The organism is Ruegeria sp. BJ3 (assembly GCF_056535665.1).
Genome location: NZ_JBQFIT010000001.1, coordinates 3,325,261 through 3,341,694 on the forward strand (window position 1 = coordinate 3,325,261; position 16,434 = coordinate 3,341,694).

A 16,434-nucleotide genomic window follows, 5' to 3' on the forward strand; every position below is an offset into this window, starting at 1 on the left:
AGAGCCCGATGCACATCCCCCCGTTCGACAACCAGAACAAACCCATCGTCGATGTCGATGATCCGACCGTGCCGCTGAACTATTTCAACATCGTCAAGTTGAAGCGCGGCGAAGCCTTCGAATACCAGGTCCCAGGGTACGAGACCTGCATCGTGCCCGCCACCGGCAGCGTCGATGTGGATGTCGAGGGCGTGCACTTTGCCCATCTGGGCAACCGGGGCGAGGATGTCTGGGATGGCGAGCCCGAGGGGGCTTATGTCCCGTCAGGGGCACGGGCGCAGATGGTCTGCGTCTCGGATACGGCCGAGGTGTTCGTGGCCGGCGCAAAGTATGACAAGGTGCTGGACCCGTTCGACGTGCGCGAGCATGACTTGGTGCAATATGGCAGCGACGACACCAAGACCCATCGCAAGATCAAGCATATCCTGGGCCAGAAGCAGCATGACAAGGTCGGCCGCCTGCTGGTGAGCGAGCTGTTCACCGTGGGTCAGGGCGGCTGGTCGGGCTTTCCCAGCCACAAGCACGACACCAACCGCCTGCCGGACGAGACCCGGCATGACGAGACCTACAATTTCCGTTTCAAACCGAACTGGGGCTCGGGCCTGCAGATGCTGCAGCGCGAGGACAACGAACCGGGTGACGCCTATCACATCGTCGATGGCTCGACGATCTGTATCGACAAGGGCTATCACCCCTGCTGCGTTCTGCCGGGATACGAGATGTATTATTTCACCATCCTCGGCGGGCTGACCCAACGATCGCTGGTGCAGTATTTCCAACCCACCCATGCCTATCAGATCGAGACGATCCCGGGCATCAAAGACATGATCGCCAAGTTCAAATGACCCTCGTTACGCTCAAAGACGTCCTGCAACCCGCCTATGAACAGGGCTATGCCGTCGGCGGCCTCGTGACGTTGGGCTGGGAGGACATGCGCGCCTATGTCGCCGCCGCCGAAGCCGAGAACGCCCCGGTGATCCTGCAGGCCGGACCCAGCTGCCGCGAGCACACGCCGCTGCCGGTTCTGGGCAAGATGTTCCGGTATCTGGCCGAAAACGCCTCGGTGCCCGTCGTGGCGCATCTGGACCACGGCTATACGTTCGAGGAGTGCAAGATCGCGCTGGAGAGCGGGTTCACCTCGCTGATGTTCGACGGATCGCGCAAGCCCCTGCAGCAAAATATCGACGAGACCGCCGCGATCGCCGAAATGGCCCATGCCGCCGGGATCTCGTGCGAGGGCGAGATCGGCTTCGTCGGCTACTCCGGGGGCGAAGGCTCGGCCGGGACCGACCCGGACGAGGCCGCCACCTTCGCCGCCCAGACCGGCGTGGATGCGATGGCGATCTCGGTCGGAAACGTCCACCTTCAGCAGAACAAGGAAGGCGGGCTGGACGAGGACCGCATCCGCCGAATTCAGGCCGTGACCAGCGTACCGTTGGTGATCCATGGCGGATCGGGCGTGCCCGTCGAACAGCGCGCGCGGCTGGCGCGTGAAACCGCGATCTGCAAGTTCAACATCGGGACCGAGCTGCGCATGGCCTTCGGCGCCGCCCTACGCGAGGCCGTAAATCGTGACCCCGACCGGTTCGACCGGGTGACGATCCTGAAGGAAACCCATGACCCGGTTGAGGCCGCCGCCCGCACCGTGATCCGCGCCTTTGGTGCGCCGCCGCAGCGCTAAGCGTCCCGACCTGGGCCGTTCTGCAGAATACGCAGGCGGGTCCTAGTCGTCACGCCCCGGTTCGTTTGGATTGCTGGAAAACAGGGCGATCTTGTTGCCCTGTGGGTCCCGCAGATAGCCGACATAGAAACGCGGCCCGTACATGGCGCGAAAGCCCGGCTGGCCTTCGTCAGACCCGCCGGCCCGCAGCGCGGCGGCGTGCAGGTCGCACACCTGCTGCTGATTGCGCGCCTCGAACGCGACCATCGCACCATTCCCGGCCGAGGCCGCGGCCCCGTCAAAAGGCGGTTTGACATAAAATTCCGGCAGAACCGGCTGCTGGCCCGGCGGCACCGGCAGGGCGAAACTCAGCCCTTCTGGGCCTTCCTCCAGCGCATAGCCGAGATCCGGCAGAAAGGCGCAGTAAAACCGTTTTGCACGCGCGATGTCGTCCGCGCCGACCGTGACATAGGAAATCATGCCGCATCTTCCCTTGCAGGGTGTCAATCCGTCAACCGGCACCAGCGCATCGGCGCACGTCGATTCCGGGCATGGAAGGCCCCAAGGTCGTCAGATCGAGCCGCCCTCGACCATGAAGTTCCCGGCACTGCACATGGCCGCGTCGTCCGAGGCCAAAAACAGCACCATCCGCGCCACATAGACCGGGTCGATCGGATCAGGCAGGCATTGGCGGTCGATCTGTTTTGCCAGCGCCTCGGGGGTGACCCACAGGTCTTTCTGGCGCTGGGTCATGATCCAGCCGGGCACGACCGTGTTGACCCGGATGCGGTGATCGCCCAGTTCCCGCGCCATGGTGCGGGTCAGGCCGTGCACTGCGGATTTCGCGGTGGCATAGGCGGGAAAGCCCGCGCCGGCCTCCCACCAGGAATTCGAGCCGATATTGATGATCGACCCCGCGCCCTTGCCGATCATGCCGGGCGCCACGGATTGGATGGCAAAGAACATGTGGCGGAGGTTGGTCGCCATGCGCTCGTCCCAATAGTCCGGCGTCACCTCGCGCCAGTCGTGCCGGTCGTCATGCGCGGCGTTGTTGACCAGAACGTCCGCCGCGCCCAGCGCGTCGGCGAGTTCCTCGAATGCCGACCGCAACGCCGCGATGTCGCGCAGGTCGCAGGCGGCAAAGGCGTGGTTTCCGTCCAGTTCGGCCAGCAGCGTGTTTCCGCCCTCGGCGTTGATGTCGACAAAGCCGACCTTGGCCCCCTGCTCGGCAAAGCCGCGCACGATCTCGCGCCCGATGCCCGAGGCCCCGCCGGTCACGAACACCGTGCGCCCCTTGAGGCCGGGATAGATGGCAAAGGTCTTGGTCATTTGTCGCGCTCCATGATCCATTCCACTTCGGGCGCCGGAACGAAACGCCATTTGCGCAGCGGCCCGGCCATGACGTTCAGGTAATACATCTCGAACCCGTAGGGCGCCCCGCAAGGGTGGTGCCCGCGCGGCACCAGTACCACATCGCCATCGGACACGGCCATGGTTTCGTCCAACTGACCGTCATCGGTATAGACGCGCTGGATGCCAAAGCCGCTGGCCGGGTTCAGGCGGTGGTAATAGGTCTCTTCCAGATAGGTGATGCGGGGATAGTCATCCTCGTCATGCCGGTGGCTGGGGTAGGATGACCAATGGCCGCTGGGGGTAAAGACCTCGGTCACCAGCAGGCTGTCGGCGTAATCCTCGGCCTCCATCGCGATGTTGTTGATGTGGCGCGTGTTCGTTCCCTTGCCGCGCTCGGTCAGGGTGATGCCCTCGGGCCCGATCCGGCGCGGGGCATGGCCGCCCTTGCCCGGGGCAGAGCACACGGCGATCACGCAATCGGTTTCGGCCGTGGCCTCCCACTCGGTGCCGTTGGGCAGGTACAGGCAATGGGGCGGAGATTTTTCGAACACGTTCATCCGGTCGCCCAACACGCCCCAATCCTGCCCGGCGCCGGTGATCCGGGCCTTGCCCTCGACCATCACCAGAATGACCTCGCGGTCGCCGGTGACCTCGGCGGCGCGGTCGCCGGCCCGCAGGTGATAAAGGCCAAAGCCCACAAAGCGCCAGCCGGCGCTGGCCGGCGTGATGTCATGCACCTTGCCGTGGGTTCCGAAGGGTTTTCTCAGAAGTTCTGCCATCGGTTTCACCTGTGTTGGGGCAGCACCAGCCGCCCGGGTTCCGTCATGCCGCCTGCCGCGCCTGCAGCGCGTCCAGCGCCTGTTCCAGCTGCGCCTGCGTCCAGCTGTCCGACACCGCCCGGCGCAGGATGTCGGCCTGGCTGGGCGGAGCGTTTCCGCCCACCGGCGGATCGGTATCCAGATTGGTCGGAAAGGGATAGCGTTCGGCGGTGGCCGCGATTGCGGCGTCGATCCGGGCATCATCCAGATTGCCACGCTGTTTCAGCGCCATCAGTGCGGGGAAAACGGCCACACACATCGCATTGCGGTCCACAGCCTCCATCGCCCGTCCGAAGGCCGACGAAACCTGCAGAAGGTTGGCCATCCGGTGGATGTCGGCGCTGCTGTTTTCGCCGGCGGCATGGAACAGCGCCGGGTTGAAGAACACCGCATCGCCCTTGGCCAGCGGCAACTGGATGCAGGCCCGTTCGAAATGCGCCCGATGCGCGTCGTCGTGGAACGCGACATAGCCGGGGCCATACAGCTGCGAGAAGGGCAACAGCTTGGTCGGGCCGCTCTCGATGGGCATGTCACAATGGGCAACCGCGCCCTGCAGGGTCAGCGCGGCGGTGACCATATGGGCATGCGCCGGGAACTGCGCCGCCTTGTCGGCGGTCTGGAACCCCAGGTGATAGTCGCGATGCGCCTGCTGCGCCTTGCCGCCCGGCCGCACTTGGTTGATCTGCGCGGTCACTTGGTAATCGGGGCCCAGCCAGGCCTCGCAGGCGGCGGCAATCGCCGTGTTGCCGAAATAGAGCGCAAAGCCCTCGGGGTCGCGCAGGCATTGCTTTTGCAGCGCGTTCCACACCCGGTCATTCGCGCCCGAGGCCGCAAAGTGATCGCCCTCGCCGCCCCCGGCCTGACGCTCATCTTCGATGATCCGGCGAAACACCTCGGTCGCCCGATCGATGACCGAGGTCTCGGCATAGGCCCCTTTCAACGCGATCACCCCGGCAGATCGGCCCAGAACCCAGCCCCATTCGGCCAGCAGGGCACGCCGGGTGTCCGGCGTTTCCAGGGCGGGCCGCAGCGCGTGCATGTCATAGATGGGCACGTTCTTCTCCACCGCGGCCGCGTGAGGCACCTGCTCGGGCCACAGGCTCTGCGAGGTCAGCACCTTGAATTCGTCCAGATCACAGGACTCGGGGCCGAAATAGCCGACGAAACCAGGTTGCTGACGGACCATGAAACGCTCCTTTCCCATGGCGGCGCCCCGGGGGGCGAAAGATCAGGCCGTGATCGTCAAGCCGGCCTGACCGCAGACCTCGACGATGTGGTCATAACCCATCTTCGAGTATTCATAGGGCGGGGCCTTGGCAGGGTCCTGCTCGGCCTCGACCACGATCCAGCCTTCGTAATCCAGGGCTTTCAACGCATGGGCGACCTCCTGAAAGTCGATGCAGCCATCGCCGGGCACGGTGAAGGCCCCCGCGATCACCGCATCCAGGAAACTGCGCCGGTTGCCGCGGGTGTCGCGCACGATGCCGGGGCGGATGTCCTTGAAATGCACGTGATGCACCCGATCACCCCAGCGGTTCAGCGTAGCCAGTACATCACCGCCGCCGAACAGCAGATGCCCGGTGTCAAAGCACAGCTTCAACTCCGGCCCCGACCCCTCCATCAACCAGTTCACGTCATCTTCGCTTTCTATGATCGTGCCCATGTGGTGGTGATAGGCCATCGGCATCCCCTGATCGGCCATCCACTTGGCCAGTTCGGTGATCTTGGCGCCGTAGGCCTTGATCTCGTCTTTCGACAGCTGCGGGCGGTCATTGACCGGGGTGCCGATCTGGCCCTGAACCGTGTTCGAGCATTCGGCATAGACGATGCAGGGGCTGTTCAGCGCCACGAACTGTTCGACCTGCGCGCGCACCGCGTCGCGTTCGGCAGCGAAATCGTTGATCAGCGAATTGCCCGAACACCAGCCGCCGCACAGTGCAATGTCGTTGCCTTCCAGATAGGCGCGCAGGCCTGCGGTATCGGCGGGCATGCGCTGCCCGCGCTCAACCCCGGTATAGCCGATCTGACGCGCCTCTTTCAGGGCCTGTTCCATCGTGAACGCCGCCGTCAGGTCGGGCAGGTCGTCATTTTGCCACGCAATCGGAGAGATGCCGATCTTCACGCTCATTTGGTGTTTCTTTCCTTGATGGCAGCCTCGTAGGCCGCACGTTTTTCATTCACTGCAGGGCGGGTGCTGACCTCGGGCACCGCCACTTCCCACCACGTGCCGCCATATTCGGTCGAGGGGTACGGGTCGGTGTCGATGACGATCACATAGGGGCCTTTGACTTCAGCACGCTTTGCCAGCGCCTCTTCCAGCTCGGCGATCGAGCCGACCTTGACCGAGGTCGCCCCCATCGCCGCCGCATGGGCCGCAAAGTCGATGGCCGAGGGCATCTCGTGCACCGCATGGTCCAGCAAGTTGTTGAACTCGGCCCCGCCGGTGCCCATCTGCAGCCGGTTGATGCAGCCAAAGCCCCGGTTGTCGGTGATCACCACGGTGAAGGACACGCCCATCATCGCCGCCGTCGCCATTTCCGAGTTGGCCATCATGTAGGTGCCGTCCCCGGTGAAACAGATCACGTCGCGATCGGGCTGGGCCATCTTGATGCCCATGGCGCCGGCGATCTCGTAGCCCATGCAGCTGAAGCCGTATTCCATGTGATAGGCCCCCGGACGCGGCGCCTTCCACAGCTTGTGCAGCTCGCCCGGCATGGTGCCGGCGGCGCACATCACCACCGTGTCGTCATGTGCCGCGCGCTGTACCGCACCCACCACCTGCATGTCGGTGGGCAGCGCGTTGGCGTCACCCGGCGCATGGGTCAGCGCATCGACCTTGGCAAACCACTCGGCCTTGAGCGTGTCGGGAACCGGGTCGGCGCGATAGCCCTGAAGGGCCGCGCCCAATTCCTCGATCCCGACCCGCGCATCGGCCAACAGCGGCATCGCGCCGTGTTTCGCGGCGTCATAGGCGGCGGTGTTCAGGCAGACCATTTTGCGCTCGGGGTTGGAAAACAGCCCCCAGGACCCGGTGGTGAAATCCTGAAACCGCGTGCCGATGCCCAGGATCAGATCCGCCTCGGCGCACACGGTGTTGGCGGGCTCACCTCCGGTCACGCCAACCGGGCCCAAGTTCAGCGGGTGATCCCAAGCCAGGACCGACTTGCCGGCCTGCGTCTCGGCAACAGGAATGCTGTGGGTCTCGGCAAAGGCCTGCAGCGCGTCGGTCGCGCCGGAATAATGGACACCGCCGCCGGCCACGATGATCGGGCGTTTGGCCGACCGGATGGCGTCGGCCGCGCGGGCCAGCTCGCCTGCGTCGGGGCGGATGCGACGTTGGTGCCAGATGCACGGCTCGAAGAAGCTGAGCGGATAGTCATAGGCCTCGGCCTGCACGTCCTGGCAAAAACCCAGGGTCACCGGCCCGCAATCGGCCGGGTCGGTCATGGTGCGGAAGGCGCGCGGCAGAGCGGTCAGCAGATGTTCGGGCCGGGTGATCCGGTCGAAATAGCGGCTGACCGGGCGGAAACAGTCATTGGCGCTGACGGTGCCATCCGTGAAATCCTCGGTCTGTTGCAGCACCGGGTCGGGGCCACGGCTGGCGAACACATCGCCGGGCAACAGCAGCACCGGCAGGCGGTTCACATGGGCCAGCGCGGCGGCCGTCACCATGTTGGTCGCCCCCGGCCCGATCGACGAGGTCACCGCCATGGCCCGGCTGCGCCGCATCTGCTTGGCATAGGCGATCGCGCAATGGGCCATGGTCTGTTCATTGTGACCGCGATAGGTGGGCAGGCTGTCGCGCACACCGTGCAGCGCCTCGCCCAGACCGGCCACGTTGCCATGGCCGAAAATCGCCCAGACACCGGCGATGAAGGGCTCGCCGTTCTCGTTCATCTGCGCGCCAAGGTAGCGCACCAAGGCCTGCGCCGCGGTCAGTCGGATTGTCTTGCTCATCATGATCCCTTTCAGAACGAGGCCGCTATGGGCAATCCGTTGCAATCATTCTGTCGTGAAAGGATCCGACACGCCCACCACCCAGACCGGGTGGCCCGGCCTGCCGGACCCTGGTGATATTGGTGCCCCGCACGATACGGGACACCGGGGAGAAACCTTCAGACGGTACCGCCCAGCGACCCTTCCAGCTCGGCCATCTCCTGCCCGCCGGCCATCATGTCCTGCAGCTCTTCGGGCGAGATCTCGCCGCGCCGGGCGGTGCCCAGCGTCTTGCCGCGGTTCAGAACCGTGAACCGGTCGCCCACGGCCAACGCGTGCCGGACATTGTGGCTGATGAAGACCACGCCGATGCCCTGGTGGCGCACCTTGTCGATGGTGGCTAGCACGTTCGATGTCTGCCGCACGCCCAACGCCGAGGTCGGTTCGTCCAGAATCAGGATCTTGGCGCCGAAATAGACCGCACGGGCAATCGCCACGGTCTGACGTTCGCCCCCCGACAGGGTGCCCACCGCCTGATCGGGGCCGCGCAGGTTGATGCCCATCTTGCGCATCTCTTCCATGCAGACCTCGTTGGCGTGCTCGATGTCGAACCGTTTCAGCAGGCCTTTCCCCTTGGTCGGCTCGCGCCCCATAAAGAAATTGCGCGTGACGCTCATCAGCGGGATCATCGCCAGGTCCTGGAACACGGTGGCGATGCCCGCCTCCATCGCGTCGCGGGGCGTGTCGAAGGACATCGGCTGGCCTTCGAAATAGATCTCGCCCTTGGTGGGTTTGTGCACGCCCGACATCGTCTTGATGAAGGTCGATTTGCCCGCCCCGTTGTCACCCAGTAGACAGTGGCATTCACCCGGCTTGACGTCGAAACTGACGCCCGCCAACGCGATGATGTTGCCGAAATGCTTTTCGATCTCTTTCATTTCGACGACCGGGGCCACGTCTTTGACCGCATCGCCGTGATGGAACTTGGTATCTTCGGTCATGTCAGCGCTCCCCGGTTACGCGTTTGCGGATCGCGTTGTTGAACAGGACGGCGATCAGCAGCATCGCCCCCAGGAACACCTGGAACCAGTCCTGATCGAAATCGGTATAGGTCAGGCCGATGACCACCATGCCGAAGATAATCGCCCCGAAGAATGCCCCGATGGCCGAACCATACCCGCCGGTCAGCAAACAGCCGCCGATCACTGCGGCGATGATCGCCTCGAACTCCTTCTGGAAGCCGCGCCGCGCATCGGTCGAGCCTGCATCGATCACGGTTATGATCGCCACCAGCGCGGCACAGCAGGCGGTCAGCATGAACAGTGAAATCTTGACCCGGTTCACCGGCACACCCGAGTTCGACGCCGCAACCCGGTCGCCGCCCGAGGCGAAGATCCAGTTGCCGGCCGGGGTGCGCAGCAGAACATAGGTGGCGGCAATGGCGAAGGCCACGAACCACAGGATTTCAACCGGGACACCCGGCACTTTGGGCGCGCCACTTTTGAACGTGTCGATCAGGCCCTTTTCGGCCAGCCAGCTGAACAGGCTGCCGAAGGCTTCTCCGGAAAAGAACGGCGCGAGCCAGTCATTTTCGACCTGATCGCGCACGCCGCGCAGCTGGGTCGATCCGCCGGTGGCCGCCTTGAGCCCCACCAGGGACAGGCCGCGCAGAATGAACAGAAACGCCAGCGTCACGATGAAGGATGGCAGGCCCGAACGGATGACGATGGTGCCGTTGATTGCCCCGACAAAGGCCGCAAAGACAAAGGTCATCGGAATCGCGGCCACCAAGGGCAGTTGCCAGGTCACCACGCAGACCCCGAAGAACAGGCCGGCAAAGGCCACCATGGAGCCGATCGACAGGTCAAACTCGCCCCCGATCATCAGCAGCGCCGCGCCGATGGCCAGAATACCCAGTTGGGCGGCCGGGGTCATGAAGTTCATGATGCCGGCAAGCGTGAACATCGATTCATCGGCCGTGATGGCGAAGAAGATGAAGACAAGGATCGCCCCTGCGATGGCCCCCAGTTCGGGCCGCTTCATCAGCTTGGTCAGGAACGGCTCCTTCTTGATCCGTTCGTCCACCGCCACTTGTGCAGACTCGGTCATGGTTTCCTCCCGTTTGGCAGGGGCGGCGCCCTGACGCCGCCCCGATTTTCAGCCCGCCGGTATCAGCGGATGCCCTGAGCGGACAGCTCGACCACCTGACCGGCCTTGTCGGCGGTGATCAGGTTCGGACCCGAGGGCACGTTGCCGCCCGGCATCAGGCCGTACTTGGCGTTCAGCGCCATGAACACGACCGGCAGATAACCCTGCAGATACTGCTGCTGGTCCACCGCAAAGGCCGCGTCACCATCGACGATCGACTGCAGGAAGTTGGCCGACAGGTCGAACGAGGCCACGTTCACGTCGCGCCCCGACCCTTTGACGGCGGCCACGGTGGGCTCACCGGCCGAGCTTGCACCGAGCGCCATCACGGTATCGACGCTTTCATCCGAAGCCAGAGCCGCCGACACTTTCGACTCGATCTCGGACGGGTCGTTGGACGTCGGCAGAACGGTCACATTGCCGCCAAAGCCTTCAGCAAAGCCCGCACAGCGCAGGTCCAGCGCGACATTGCCGACCTCGTGGTTCACACAGATCGCATTCTTGCCGCCCATTTCGGCCAGCTTCTCACCGGCGGCCTTGCCGGCGTCGAATTCATCCTGACCCACATGCAGCGCCGCGCCCAGCTCCTTGGACACGTCCGAGCCCGAGTTCATCGAGATCACCGGAATACCCGCGGCAACCGCGCGTTCGATCGAGGGGCCAAGCGCGTCGGCGTCCGGGATCGAGACGATCAGCCCGTCGGGCTCCTGGTTTACGGCAGCGTCGATCAGCTGCGACATGGCAACCATGTCGAAAGTTTCGGGCGCGCGGTATTCGACGTTAACGCCCATATCCGTGCCTGCCTGCTCGACCCCGTTCTTGACCACGTTCCAGAACGCGTCATTCGCCTGACCGTGCGATACCACTACGATGTCCTGCGCAAAGGCCGGAGTGGCCAGCGCCAGCGCGCCGGCGGCCAAAGCACCTTTGAAAAATTTGTTCATTTCGTTTCCTCCCACTAGGACAGATTTTTGTCTTGTCCGGGTCCTGGACCCATTCATCCGGCAAGGCCGAATCTCTGTCGCACCGATACGCATCGGGGCCGTTTCAGTTTCAATACTTCACGTCATTTTGCAACCGGTTTCAAAATTTCCTCTAGCTTTACCGGAATACCCGTCCGGGCCGACCGGGTCGCAGCTTCGGCCAGGGCCAGCGCTGCGACGCCGTCTTCCAGCGGCACCGGCACAGCGGATCCGGTCTTGACCGCAGTCACGAACGCATCCCATTCCGCCCGATAGGCAGGCATGTAGCGTTCGAGGAAGAAGTAGGTCGGCTTGGCACTGATCACGCCATCGGCCGTGGATTTAACCAGGTTGTTCTCGAGCACGTTGCACGCCTGCAGCAGCCCGCCGGACCCCAACACCTCGACCCGTTGGTCATAGCCGTATACGGCCCGGCGAGAATTCTTGATGACGGCGATCCGACCATCCTTGTAGGTCATGGTGACGACGGCTGTGTCCACATCCCCTGCCTCGGCGATGGCCGGGTCCACGGTCGATGTGCCAACGGCCGAAACAGTGACTGGTACGTCACCCATGATGAAATTGGCGAGGTCGAAATCATGTATCGTCATGTCCCGAAATAATCCTCCCGAGACTTTCACATAGGAAATCGGGGGCGGGGCCGGATCAAACGAGGTGATCGACAGCAATTCCGGGCTTCCGATCTCGCCAGACTGAACGGCGGATTTCAATGCGCCGAAGCCCGGATCGAAACGCCGGTTGAACCCGATCATGACCGGCTGACCGGTACCTGACACGGCTCGCTGGCAGGCCAAGGCGCGGTTCAGGTCCAGATCGACCGGCTTTTCGCACAGAACGGCCTTGCCCGCGGCGGTCGCCGCTTCGATGAGGTCCGAATGCGTATCCGTCGGCGTGGCGATCAGCACCGCGTCGATATCCGGGTCGGCGATGATGTCCTCCGACGTCCGCGCCACGGCTCCATGAGCTTGCGCCAGACGTGCAGCGGCGTCTTCCATTGCGTCCGAAACCGCAACAAGCGTGCTGTCCGGGTGGTCCGAAATGGCTTGCGCGTGGACGGTTCCGATGCGCCCTGCTCCAAGCAATCCGATTCTGAGCATTGTGACCTCTGGGTATATTTCTGGCGGGAGCATGTTCTTTTTTGCAACCGGTTGCAAGGATTATTTGCGCCCTGTATGTGCCCGCGCTCTTGCCCGCCATTGCACCGCGGTCAGGACAGAACTCAGCCGGTCGTGGGCGGGGTCAATCTCTTGAATTTGCAGCCTGGGCATCCTTGGATGGCTTGGTTTTGGCCCGTTTGGTTCTGCTTTTGTGATTTTTCAATCGTCTGTTAAACCTTTGAGTCGGGGCAGAAATTGACACCGATACCAAACCGCCCCGACCAAGGAGACGATGATTTGATGAATGTGTCCCTGCCGATTCCGCTGCTGGTCATGGCCATTCTCCCTGCTGCGTTGCTGGACCGATGTTCGGGCCAGAACACCGGCACCGCGCTGGGAGTTCTGGCGCGGGACCGGGTCGCACTGACGGCAACGGCCAATGAGATCATCGTGGAACTGCCTGTAGCAGAAGGGTCTCCGGTCAAGGTCGGCGACGTGCTGGTCAGGTTCGACACGGATCTGCAGACCGCGAAGCTGAACCTCGCGCAGGCGGAACTGGAAAAATCGCAGGCCACGCTACTGAAACTGGAAGTCGGCCCGCGCGAGGAAGAGATTGCGATCGCGCGCGCCAACGTCGCCGGTGCCGAGGCGCGTCTGCTGGACGCAGAGGCCGTGTATCAGAGGAATTCCCAGCTGGTCGTCAACTCGGTCGTCAGCCAGGCGCGCCTGGACCAGGATATTGCCGCACGCGATTCCGCTCGGGCGGCACTGGAAAGCGCTCGGGAGTCCCTGAAAGAACTGGAAAACGGAACCCGCCCCGAAGATCTGTCGGTTGCCCGGGCCAATGTGCGGGCGGCCGAAGCGGCGGTTGCCGCCGAGCAGACCGTTCTGGATGACCTGACGGTTGTTGCGACACGGGACGGCATCCTGGATTCCCTTCCCTGGAACCTGGGGGAACGGGTCGCCCAGGGCAGCCCGGTCGCGGTGTTGGTGTCCGGCGCGGCCCCTTTCGCCCGCGTCTATGTCCCCGAACCCAGCCGGGTGGACATCGCTCCCGGAGACTCTCTCGAGGTTCGGGTCGACGGGCTGGACCAACCTCTGACGGGCACCGTGCGATGGGTCAGCGACGACCCGTCCTTCACCCCCTACTACGGGTTGAACAAGGATGATCGGACGCGGTTGGTCTATCTGGCAGAAATCGACCTGCCGGAAACCGCCCGAGATCTGCCTGCGGGCGTTCCCGTTCAGGTGAAGATGCCATGAGTGATCTGGTGGTCTCGACCCAGGGTCTGACGCGCCGATTCAAGGAAAAGACAGCCGTCAGCAACCTGGACCTGGAGATACGCCAGGGTCAGATCTATGGGTTTCTGGGCCCGAACGGCTGCGGCAAGACAACGACGATGCGAATGCTGACCGGACTGCTGACGCCCAGCAGCGGATCCGTCTCGGTGCTGGGCCGACCGATGCCGCAATACGCCGAGCCGCTGAAGAATGAAATCGGGTACATGACGCAGATCTTTTCGTATTACCGCGACATGACGGTGCTGGAGAACCTGCGCTTTGCCGCCGAGATCTATGGGATGCCGCGCCGCAAATCTGCCGACCGGATCGACGAACTGCTGACAACCTACGACCTGACCGAAAACGCCAATCAACTGAGCGGCAGCATGAGCGGCGGGCAGCGGCAGAAACTGGCGCTGGCGGCCACGGTGCTGCACGGCCCCAAGCTGTTGTTTCTGGACGAGCCGACATCGGCCGTCGACCCCGAAACCCGCCGGTCTTTCTGGGAACAGCTGTTCGACCTGGTCGATCAGGGCGCGACGATGATCGTGTCCACGCATTTCATGGACGAGGCGGAACGGTGTCACAAGCTGGCCATTCTCGAGCATGGGGTGAAAAAGGCGGATGGATCGCCCCGGCAACTGATGGAAGACCTGAACGCCACCGTGATCGAGGTCGAGGGTGAGGGGCTGCGGCAGGTCAAACACCTGCTGGACGACACGCCCAAGGTGCTGTCGACGGCGCAGGTGGGTGCCCGATTGCGCGTTCTGGTGGACAAGTCGGAAACCGAACCGATGGCGATGATCACGTCGCGCCTTTCGGACTTTCCCAACGTGACGATGTCGATGCAGCGCCCCAATCTGGAAGACGTGTTCGTCAGCGCGACGAAGGGGCCCGCCCAATGAAATCGCTCCGCCGCATCACCGCCGTTCTCAAGAAAGAGCTGCTGCAACTGCGGCGCGACCGGATGACCTTTGCCATGGTCATCATGATCCCGCTAATCCAGCTGCTGTTGTTCGGATACGCAATCAACACCAACATCCGCCATATACCGGTCGGGATCGTGGATCAGGCCGATTCGTCGCTGTCCCGGACCTTGGCTCAGATCGTTCAGGCTACGCAGGTCGTGACCATCACCGAGGTCTTCTCGACCCCGGAAGAAGCCGAACAGGCGATCACCGAGTCCACCGTGCGCGCCGCGTTCATCATTCCGCCCGACGTCGATGACCGGCTTGCCCGAAGCCCGTCCATCGGATTGGGTCTGCCCAACGCGACGAACCAGACATCCAGCCGCCCCGTGGCTCATTGGATCGTGGACGGGTCGGACACCATGGTGGCCAGCGCCATCAAATCCCTGCGCAGCATGCCACTGACCGAATTGCTGCGACAGCCGCCAAACCGTCAGGTCCCGACCTTCGAGGTCACGCTGTATTTCAATCCCGAGCAACGTTCGGCGGTGAACATCGTGCCCGGGCTTGTGGGTGTCATCCTGACCATGACCATGATCCTGTTCACCTCGGCCGCCATTGTCCGAGAGCGCGAGCGGGGGAACATGGAGATGCTGATCAACACCCCGGTCAAATCCATCGAACTGATGATCGGCAAGATCATTCCCTACATCTTCTTGGGCTTGCTGCAGGTCGCGATCATCCTCGGGCTGGGACATTTCCTGTTCGACGTCCCCATAAACGGAGGGATGATCCCGCTGCTGGTGGTAACGCTTCTGTTCATCATCGCCAGCCTGTCGCTTGGCCTAGTGATCTCGACACTGGCCCAGAACCAGCTGCAGTCCATGCAGATGACGATTTTCGTTCTGCTGCCTTCGATCCTGATGTCGGGATTCATGTTCCCGTTCGACGGGATGCCCAAGCCGGTTCAGGTGATCTCCCAAGTGCTGCCGGCCACCCATTTCATGGACATGATCCGCGGCGTGGTTCTGCGGGATGCAACGCTTTACGCTCTGCGCGGTGACATCCTGTGGATGATCGGGTTTGCCGTCCTTGGGATGCTGGCCGCGACGCTCAGGTTCAAGAAACGCCTGGGATAATAGAGGGGCGACCAAGGCCGCCCCAAGTGTCTGGATTGCCAGTCTCCTATCCGTGTCGGACCGTTCAGATGATCTCGTCCTCGTCGAACATGGGATCATCTTCCAGCTGCGCGTTGATGTCTTCCATCGAGTCTTCGGCCTTTTCCACGGACCCGACCCGCCCCAGGTGAAACACGGCATCGCCCTCATTCACCACAGGCATGACCGCACGCCCGACGATCAATCCGTCGAACGGAGCGATGATGTCCTCGCTGGCTTCGCCGAACGGGTCCGATACGGCACCCAACAGATCACCTTTGCGGACAAGTTCACCGTCCGCTTTGTAAATCCGGAGGATCCCACCCATCGGGGCGCGCAACCACTTGCTTGACGAACAGAACTGCGGTGCCGCTTTGGGCTTGGAGATCCGCTTGGCGGGAACCATCCCCATGTGCCTCAGTACCCGCAGAATGCCTGCAAGGCCCGCGCGGATCGACAGTTCATCCAGGCGAAGACCCTCGCCCGCTTCGTACAACAGAATATCTTTCCCCTGCGCCTTCGCCGCGCCGCGCAATGATCCATCGCGCAGGGGAGATTGGATGACGATCGGTGCTCCGAAAACGCTGGCCAGTTCCTTGGTCCGAGGGTTGTCGGGCGAGATCCGGATCTGCGGATAGTTCGTGCGATGTATCGCCGCCGAATGCAGATCGATCCCCAGATCCGAGCGGGCGACGATTTCGGTCATGAACAGATGCGCCAGCCGCGAGGCCAGCGACCCGTTCTCGCTGCCGGGAAACACCCGGTTCAGGTCGCGACGGTCGGGCAGATAGCGGGAATGGTTGATGAAGCCGAACGCATTCACGATCGGCACCGCGATCAGCGTGCCTTTCAATGTCGCCAGGTTGGGCGCACGCAACAGACGGCGAATGATCTCGACGCCGATCACCTCATCACCATGCACCCCACCGCTGACAAAAACGGTGGGCCCGTCCTGTCGGCCATGCACCACATGCGCGGACATGGTCACCGGGGTATGGTCCGACAGAACGCTGACCGGCAGATCCACGGTAAGCCGCGATCCCGGCGCCACCGTGGCGTGGCCGATCGTGAATGGCTGCCGCTTTGCCATGCC

General features: G+C 63.2%; 16 protein-coding genes. 5 read left to right on the forward strand and 11 right to left on the reverse strand.

The genetic code is table 11. From position 1 onward, the window contains the following. Positions 1-8 precede the first annotated feature (8 nt). Both ACR3EL_RS16820 and ACR3EL_RS16825 read left to right on the forward strand, forming a co-directional pair. Entirely contained in the window at positions 9-845 is an 837-nt protein-coding gene (locus ACR3EL_RS16820; protein ID WP_170456715.1) for a 5-deoxy-glucuronate isomerase, read from the forward strand. Continuing rightward, a complete protein-coding gene (locus ACR3EL_RS16825; RefSeq protein ID WP_480722419.1) occupies positions 842-1,681 on the forward strand; it encodes a class II fructose-bisphosphate aldolase in 840 nt (279 codons plus the stop codon). The genes ACR3EL_RS16820 and ACR3EL_RS16825 overlap by 4 nt, the downstream gene beginning before the upstream one ends. A 42-nt stretch (positions 1,682-1,723) precedes the next feature. On the opposite strand, the gene ACR3EL_RS16830 is transcribed toward ACR3EL_RS16825, so the two are convergent. The 10 genes from ACR3EL_RS16830 to iolG form a co-directional block, all read right to left on the reverse strand. Continuing rightward, positions 1,724-2,140 carry a VOC family protein gene (locus ACR3EL_RS16830; protein WP_170342554.1) on the reverse strand — a complete coding sequence of 139 codons (417 nt, stop codon included), beginning with the start codon at positions 2,138-2,140 and terminating at the stop codon, positions 1,724-1,726. 90 nt (positions 2,141-2,230) lie between these two features. After that, the gene (locus ACR3EL_RS16835; RefSeq protein WP_170342555.1) at positions 2,231-2,989 is read right to left on the reverse strand and encodes an SDR family NAD(P)-dependent oxidoreductase; all 759 of its coding nucleotides are present in this window, start codon (positions 2,987-2,989) and stop codon (positions 2,231-2,233) included. Further along, the gene (iolB, locus tag ACR3EL_RS16840; protein ID WP_170342557.1) at positions 2,986-3,792 is read right to left on the reverse strand and encodes a 5-deoxy-glucuronate isomerase; all 807 of its coding nucleotides are present in this window, start codon (positions 3,790-3,792) and stop codon (positions 2,986-2,988) included. The genes ACR3EL_RS16835 and iolB overlap by 4 nt, the downstream gene beginning before the upstream one ends. A 43-nt stretch (positions 3,793-3,835) precedes the next feature. Next, positions 3,836-5,017, reverse strand: a complete 1,182-nt coding sequence (locus ACR3EL_RS16845) for a phytanoyl-CoA dioxygenase family protein (RefSeq protein WP_170342558.1) — start codon at positions 5,015-5,017, stop codon at positions 3,836-3,838. A 42-nt stretch (positions 5,018-5,059) separates the two neighbouring features. Continuing rightward, positions 5,060-5,959, reverse strand: a complete 900-nt coding sequence (gene iolE / locus ACR3EL_RS16850; protein WP_170342561.1) for a myo-inosose-2 dehydratase — start codon at positions 5,957-5,959, stop codon at positions 5,060-5,062. After that, positions 5,956-7,788, reverse strand: coding sequence for a 3D-(3,5/4)-trihydroxycyclohexane-1,2-dione acylhydrolase (decyclizing) (gene iolD, locus ACR3EL_RS16855; protein ID WP_170342563.1), 1,833 nt, complete (start codon positions 7,786-7,788; stop codon positions 5,956-5,958). Before iolD ends, iolE begins: the two co-directional genes overlap by 4 nt. A 158-nt stretch (positions 7,789-7,946) precedes the next feature. Further along, positions 7,947-8,768: an ATP-binding cassette domain-containing protein gene (locus ACR3EL_RS16860; RefSeq protein ID WP_093963708.1), complete on the reverse strand. Its 822-nt coding sequence runs from the start codon at positions 8,766-8,768 to the stop codon at positions 7,947-7,949. A 1-nt stretch (position 8,769) separates the two neighbouring features. Further along, positions 8,770-9,876, reverse strand: a complete 1,107-nt coding sequence (locus tag ACR3EL_RS16865; RefSeq protein WP_170342564.1) for an ABC transporter permease — start codon at positions 9,874-9,876, stop codon at positions 8,770-8,772. A gap of 62 nt (positions 9,877-9,938) precedes the next feature. Then, on the reverse strand, positions 9,939-10,859 hold the full coding sequence (locus tag ACR3EL_RS16870) for a sugar ABC transporter substrate-binding protein (RefSeq protein WP_093963710.1): 921 nt from the start codon (positions 10,857-10,859) through the stop codon (positions 9,939-9,941). 122 nt (positions 10,860-10,981) lie between these two features. Continuing rightward, complete coding sequence (iolG, locus tag ACR3EL_RS16875; protein ID WP_170369999.1) at positions 10,982-11,995, reverse strand: inositol 2-dehydrogenase; 1,014 nt, start codon at positions 11,993-11,995, stop codon at positions 10,982-10,984. A 300-nt stretch (positions 11,996-12,295) separates the two neighbouring features. Here iolG and ACR3EL_RS16880 point away from each other — a divergent pair, with 300 nt between their 5' ends. From ACR3EL_RS16880 to ACR3EL_RS16890, 3 genes are read left to right on the forward strand one after another with little or no spacing between them, the layout of a single operon-like run. After that, positions 12,296-13,258, forward strand: a complete 963-nt coding sequence (locus ACR3EL_RS16880) for an HlyD family secretion protein (protein ID WP_254432983.1) — start codon at positions 12,296-12,298, stop codon at positions 13,256-13,258. Further along, positions 13,255-14,181: an ABC transporter ATP-binding protein gene (locus ACR3EL_RS16885; protein ID WP_170342568.1), complete on the forward strand. Its 927-nt coding sequence runs from the start codon at positions 13,255-13,257 to the stop codon at positions 14,179-14,181. Before ACR3EL_RS16880 ends, ACR3EL_RS16885 begins: the two co-directional genes overlap by 4 nt. Further along, entirely contained in the window at positions 14,178-15,323 is a 1,146-nt protein-coding gene (locus tag ACR3EL_RS16890) for an ABC transporter permease (RefSeq protein WP_170342570.1), read from the forward strand. The genes ACR3EL_RS16885 and ACR3EL_RS16890 overlap by 4 nt, the downstream gene beginning before the upstream one ends. Before the next feature lie 64 nt (positions 15,324-15,387). Here ACR3EL_RS16890 and ACR3EL_RS16895 read toward each other — a convergent pair whose 3' ends face one another. Further along, positions 15,388-16,431 carry a succinylglutamate desuccinylase/aspartoacylase family protein gene (locus tag ACR3EL_RS16895; protein WP_170342571.1) on the reverse strand — a complete coding sequence of 348 codons (1,044 nt, stop codon included), beginning with the start codon at positions 16,429-16,431 and terminating at the stop codon, positions 15,388-15,390. Positions 16,432-16,434 lie beyond the last annotated feature (3 nt).

Excerpts from the sequence above, each read along its gene's own strand:
- ACR3EL_RS16820 (WP_170456715.1), top strand. The coding sequence starts at position 9 with ATGCACATCCCCCCGTTCGACAACCAGAACAAACCCATCGTCGATGTC.
- ACR3EL_RS16825 (WP_480722419.1), top strand. The coding sequence starts at position 842 with ATGACCCTCGTTACGCTCAAAGACGTCCTGCAACCCGCCTATGAACAG.
- ACR3EL_RS16830 (WP_170342554.1), bottom strand. The coding sequence starts at position 2,140 with ATGATTTCCTATGTCACGGTCGGCGCGGACGACATCGCGCGTGCAAAA.
- ACR3EL_RS16835 (WP_170342555.1), bottom strand. The coding sequence starts at position 2,989 with ATGACCAAGACCTTTGCCATCTATCCCGGCCTCAAGGGGCGCACGGTG.
- iolB (WP_170342557.1), bottom strand. The coding sequence starts at position 3,792 with ATGGCAGAACTTCTGAGAAAACCCTTCGGAACCCACGGCAAGGTGCAT.
- ACR3EL_RS16845 (WP_170342558.1), bottom strand. The coding sequence starts at position 5,017 with ATGGTCCGTCAGCAACCTGGTTTCGTCGGCTATTTCGGCCCCGAGTCC.
- iolE (WP_170342561.1), bottom strand. The coding sequence starts at position 5,959 with ATGAGCGTGAAGATCGGCATCTCTCCGATTGCGTGGCAAAATGACGAC.
- iolD (WP_170342563.1), bottom strand. The coding sequence starts at position 7,788 with ATGAGCAAGACAATCCGACTGACCGCGGCGCAGGCCTTGGTGCGCTAC.
- ACR3EL_RS16860 (WP_093963708.1), bottom strand. The coding sequence starts at position 8,768 with ATGACCGAAGATACCAAGTTCCATCACGGCGATGCGGTCAAAGACGTG.
- ACR3EL_RS16865 (WP_170342564.1), bottom strand. The coding sequence starts at position 9,876 with ATGACCGAGTCTGCACAAGTGGCGGTGGACGAACGGATCAAGAAGGAG.
- ACR3EL_RS16870 (WP_093963710.1), bottom strand. The coding sequence starts at position 10,859 with ATGAACAAATTTTTCAAAGGTGCTTTGGCCGCCGGCGCGCTGGCGCTG.
- iolG (WP_170369999.1), bottom strand. The coding sequence starts at position 11,995 with ATGCTCAGAATCGGATTGCTTGGAGCAGGGCGCATCGGAACCGTCCAC.
- ACR3EL_RS16880 (WP_254432983.1), top strand. The coding sequence starts at position 12,296 with ATGAATGTGTCCCTGCCGATTCCGCTGCTGGTCATGGCCATTCTCCCT.
- ACR3EL_RS16885 (WP_170342568.1), top strand. The coding sequence starts at position 13,255 with ATGAGTGATCTGGTGGTCTCGACCCAGGGTCTGACGCGCCGATTCAAG.
- ACR3EL_RS16890 (WP_170342570.1), top strand. The coding sequence starts at position 14,178 with ATGAAATCGCTCCGCCGCATCACCGCCGTTCTCAAGAAAGAGCTGCTG.
- ACR3EL_RS16895 (WP_170342571.1), bottom strand. The coding sequence starts at position 16,431 with ATGGCAAAGCGGCAGCCATTCACGATCGGCCACGCCACGGTGGCGCCG.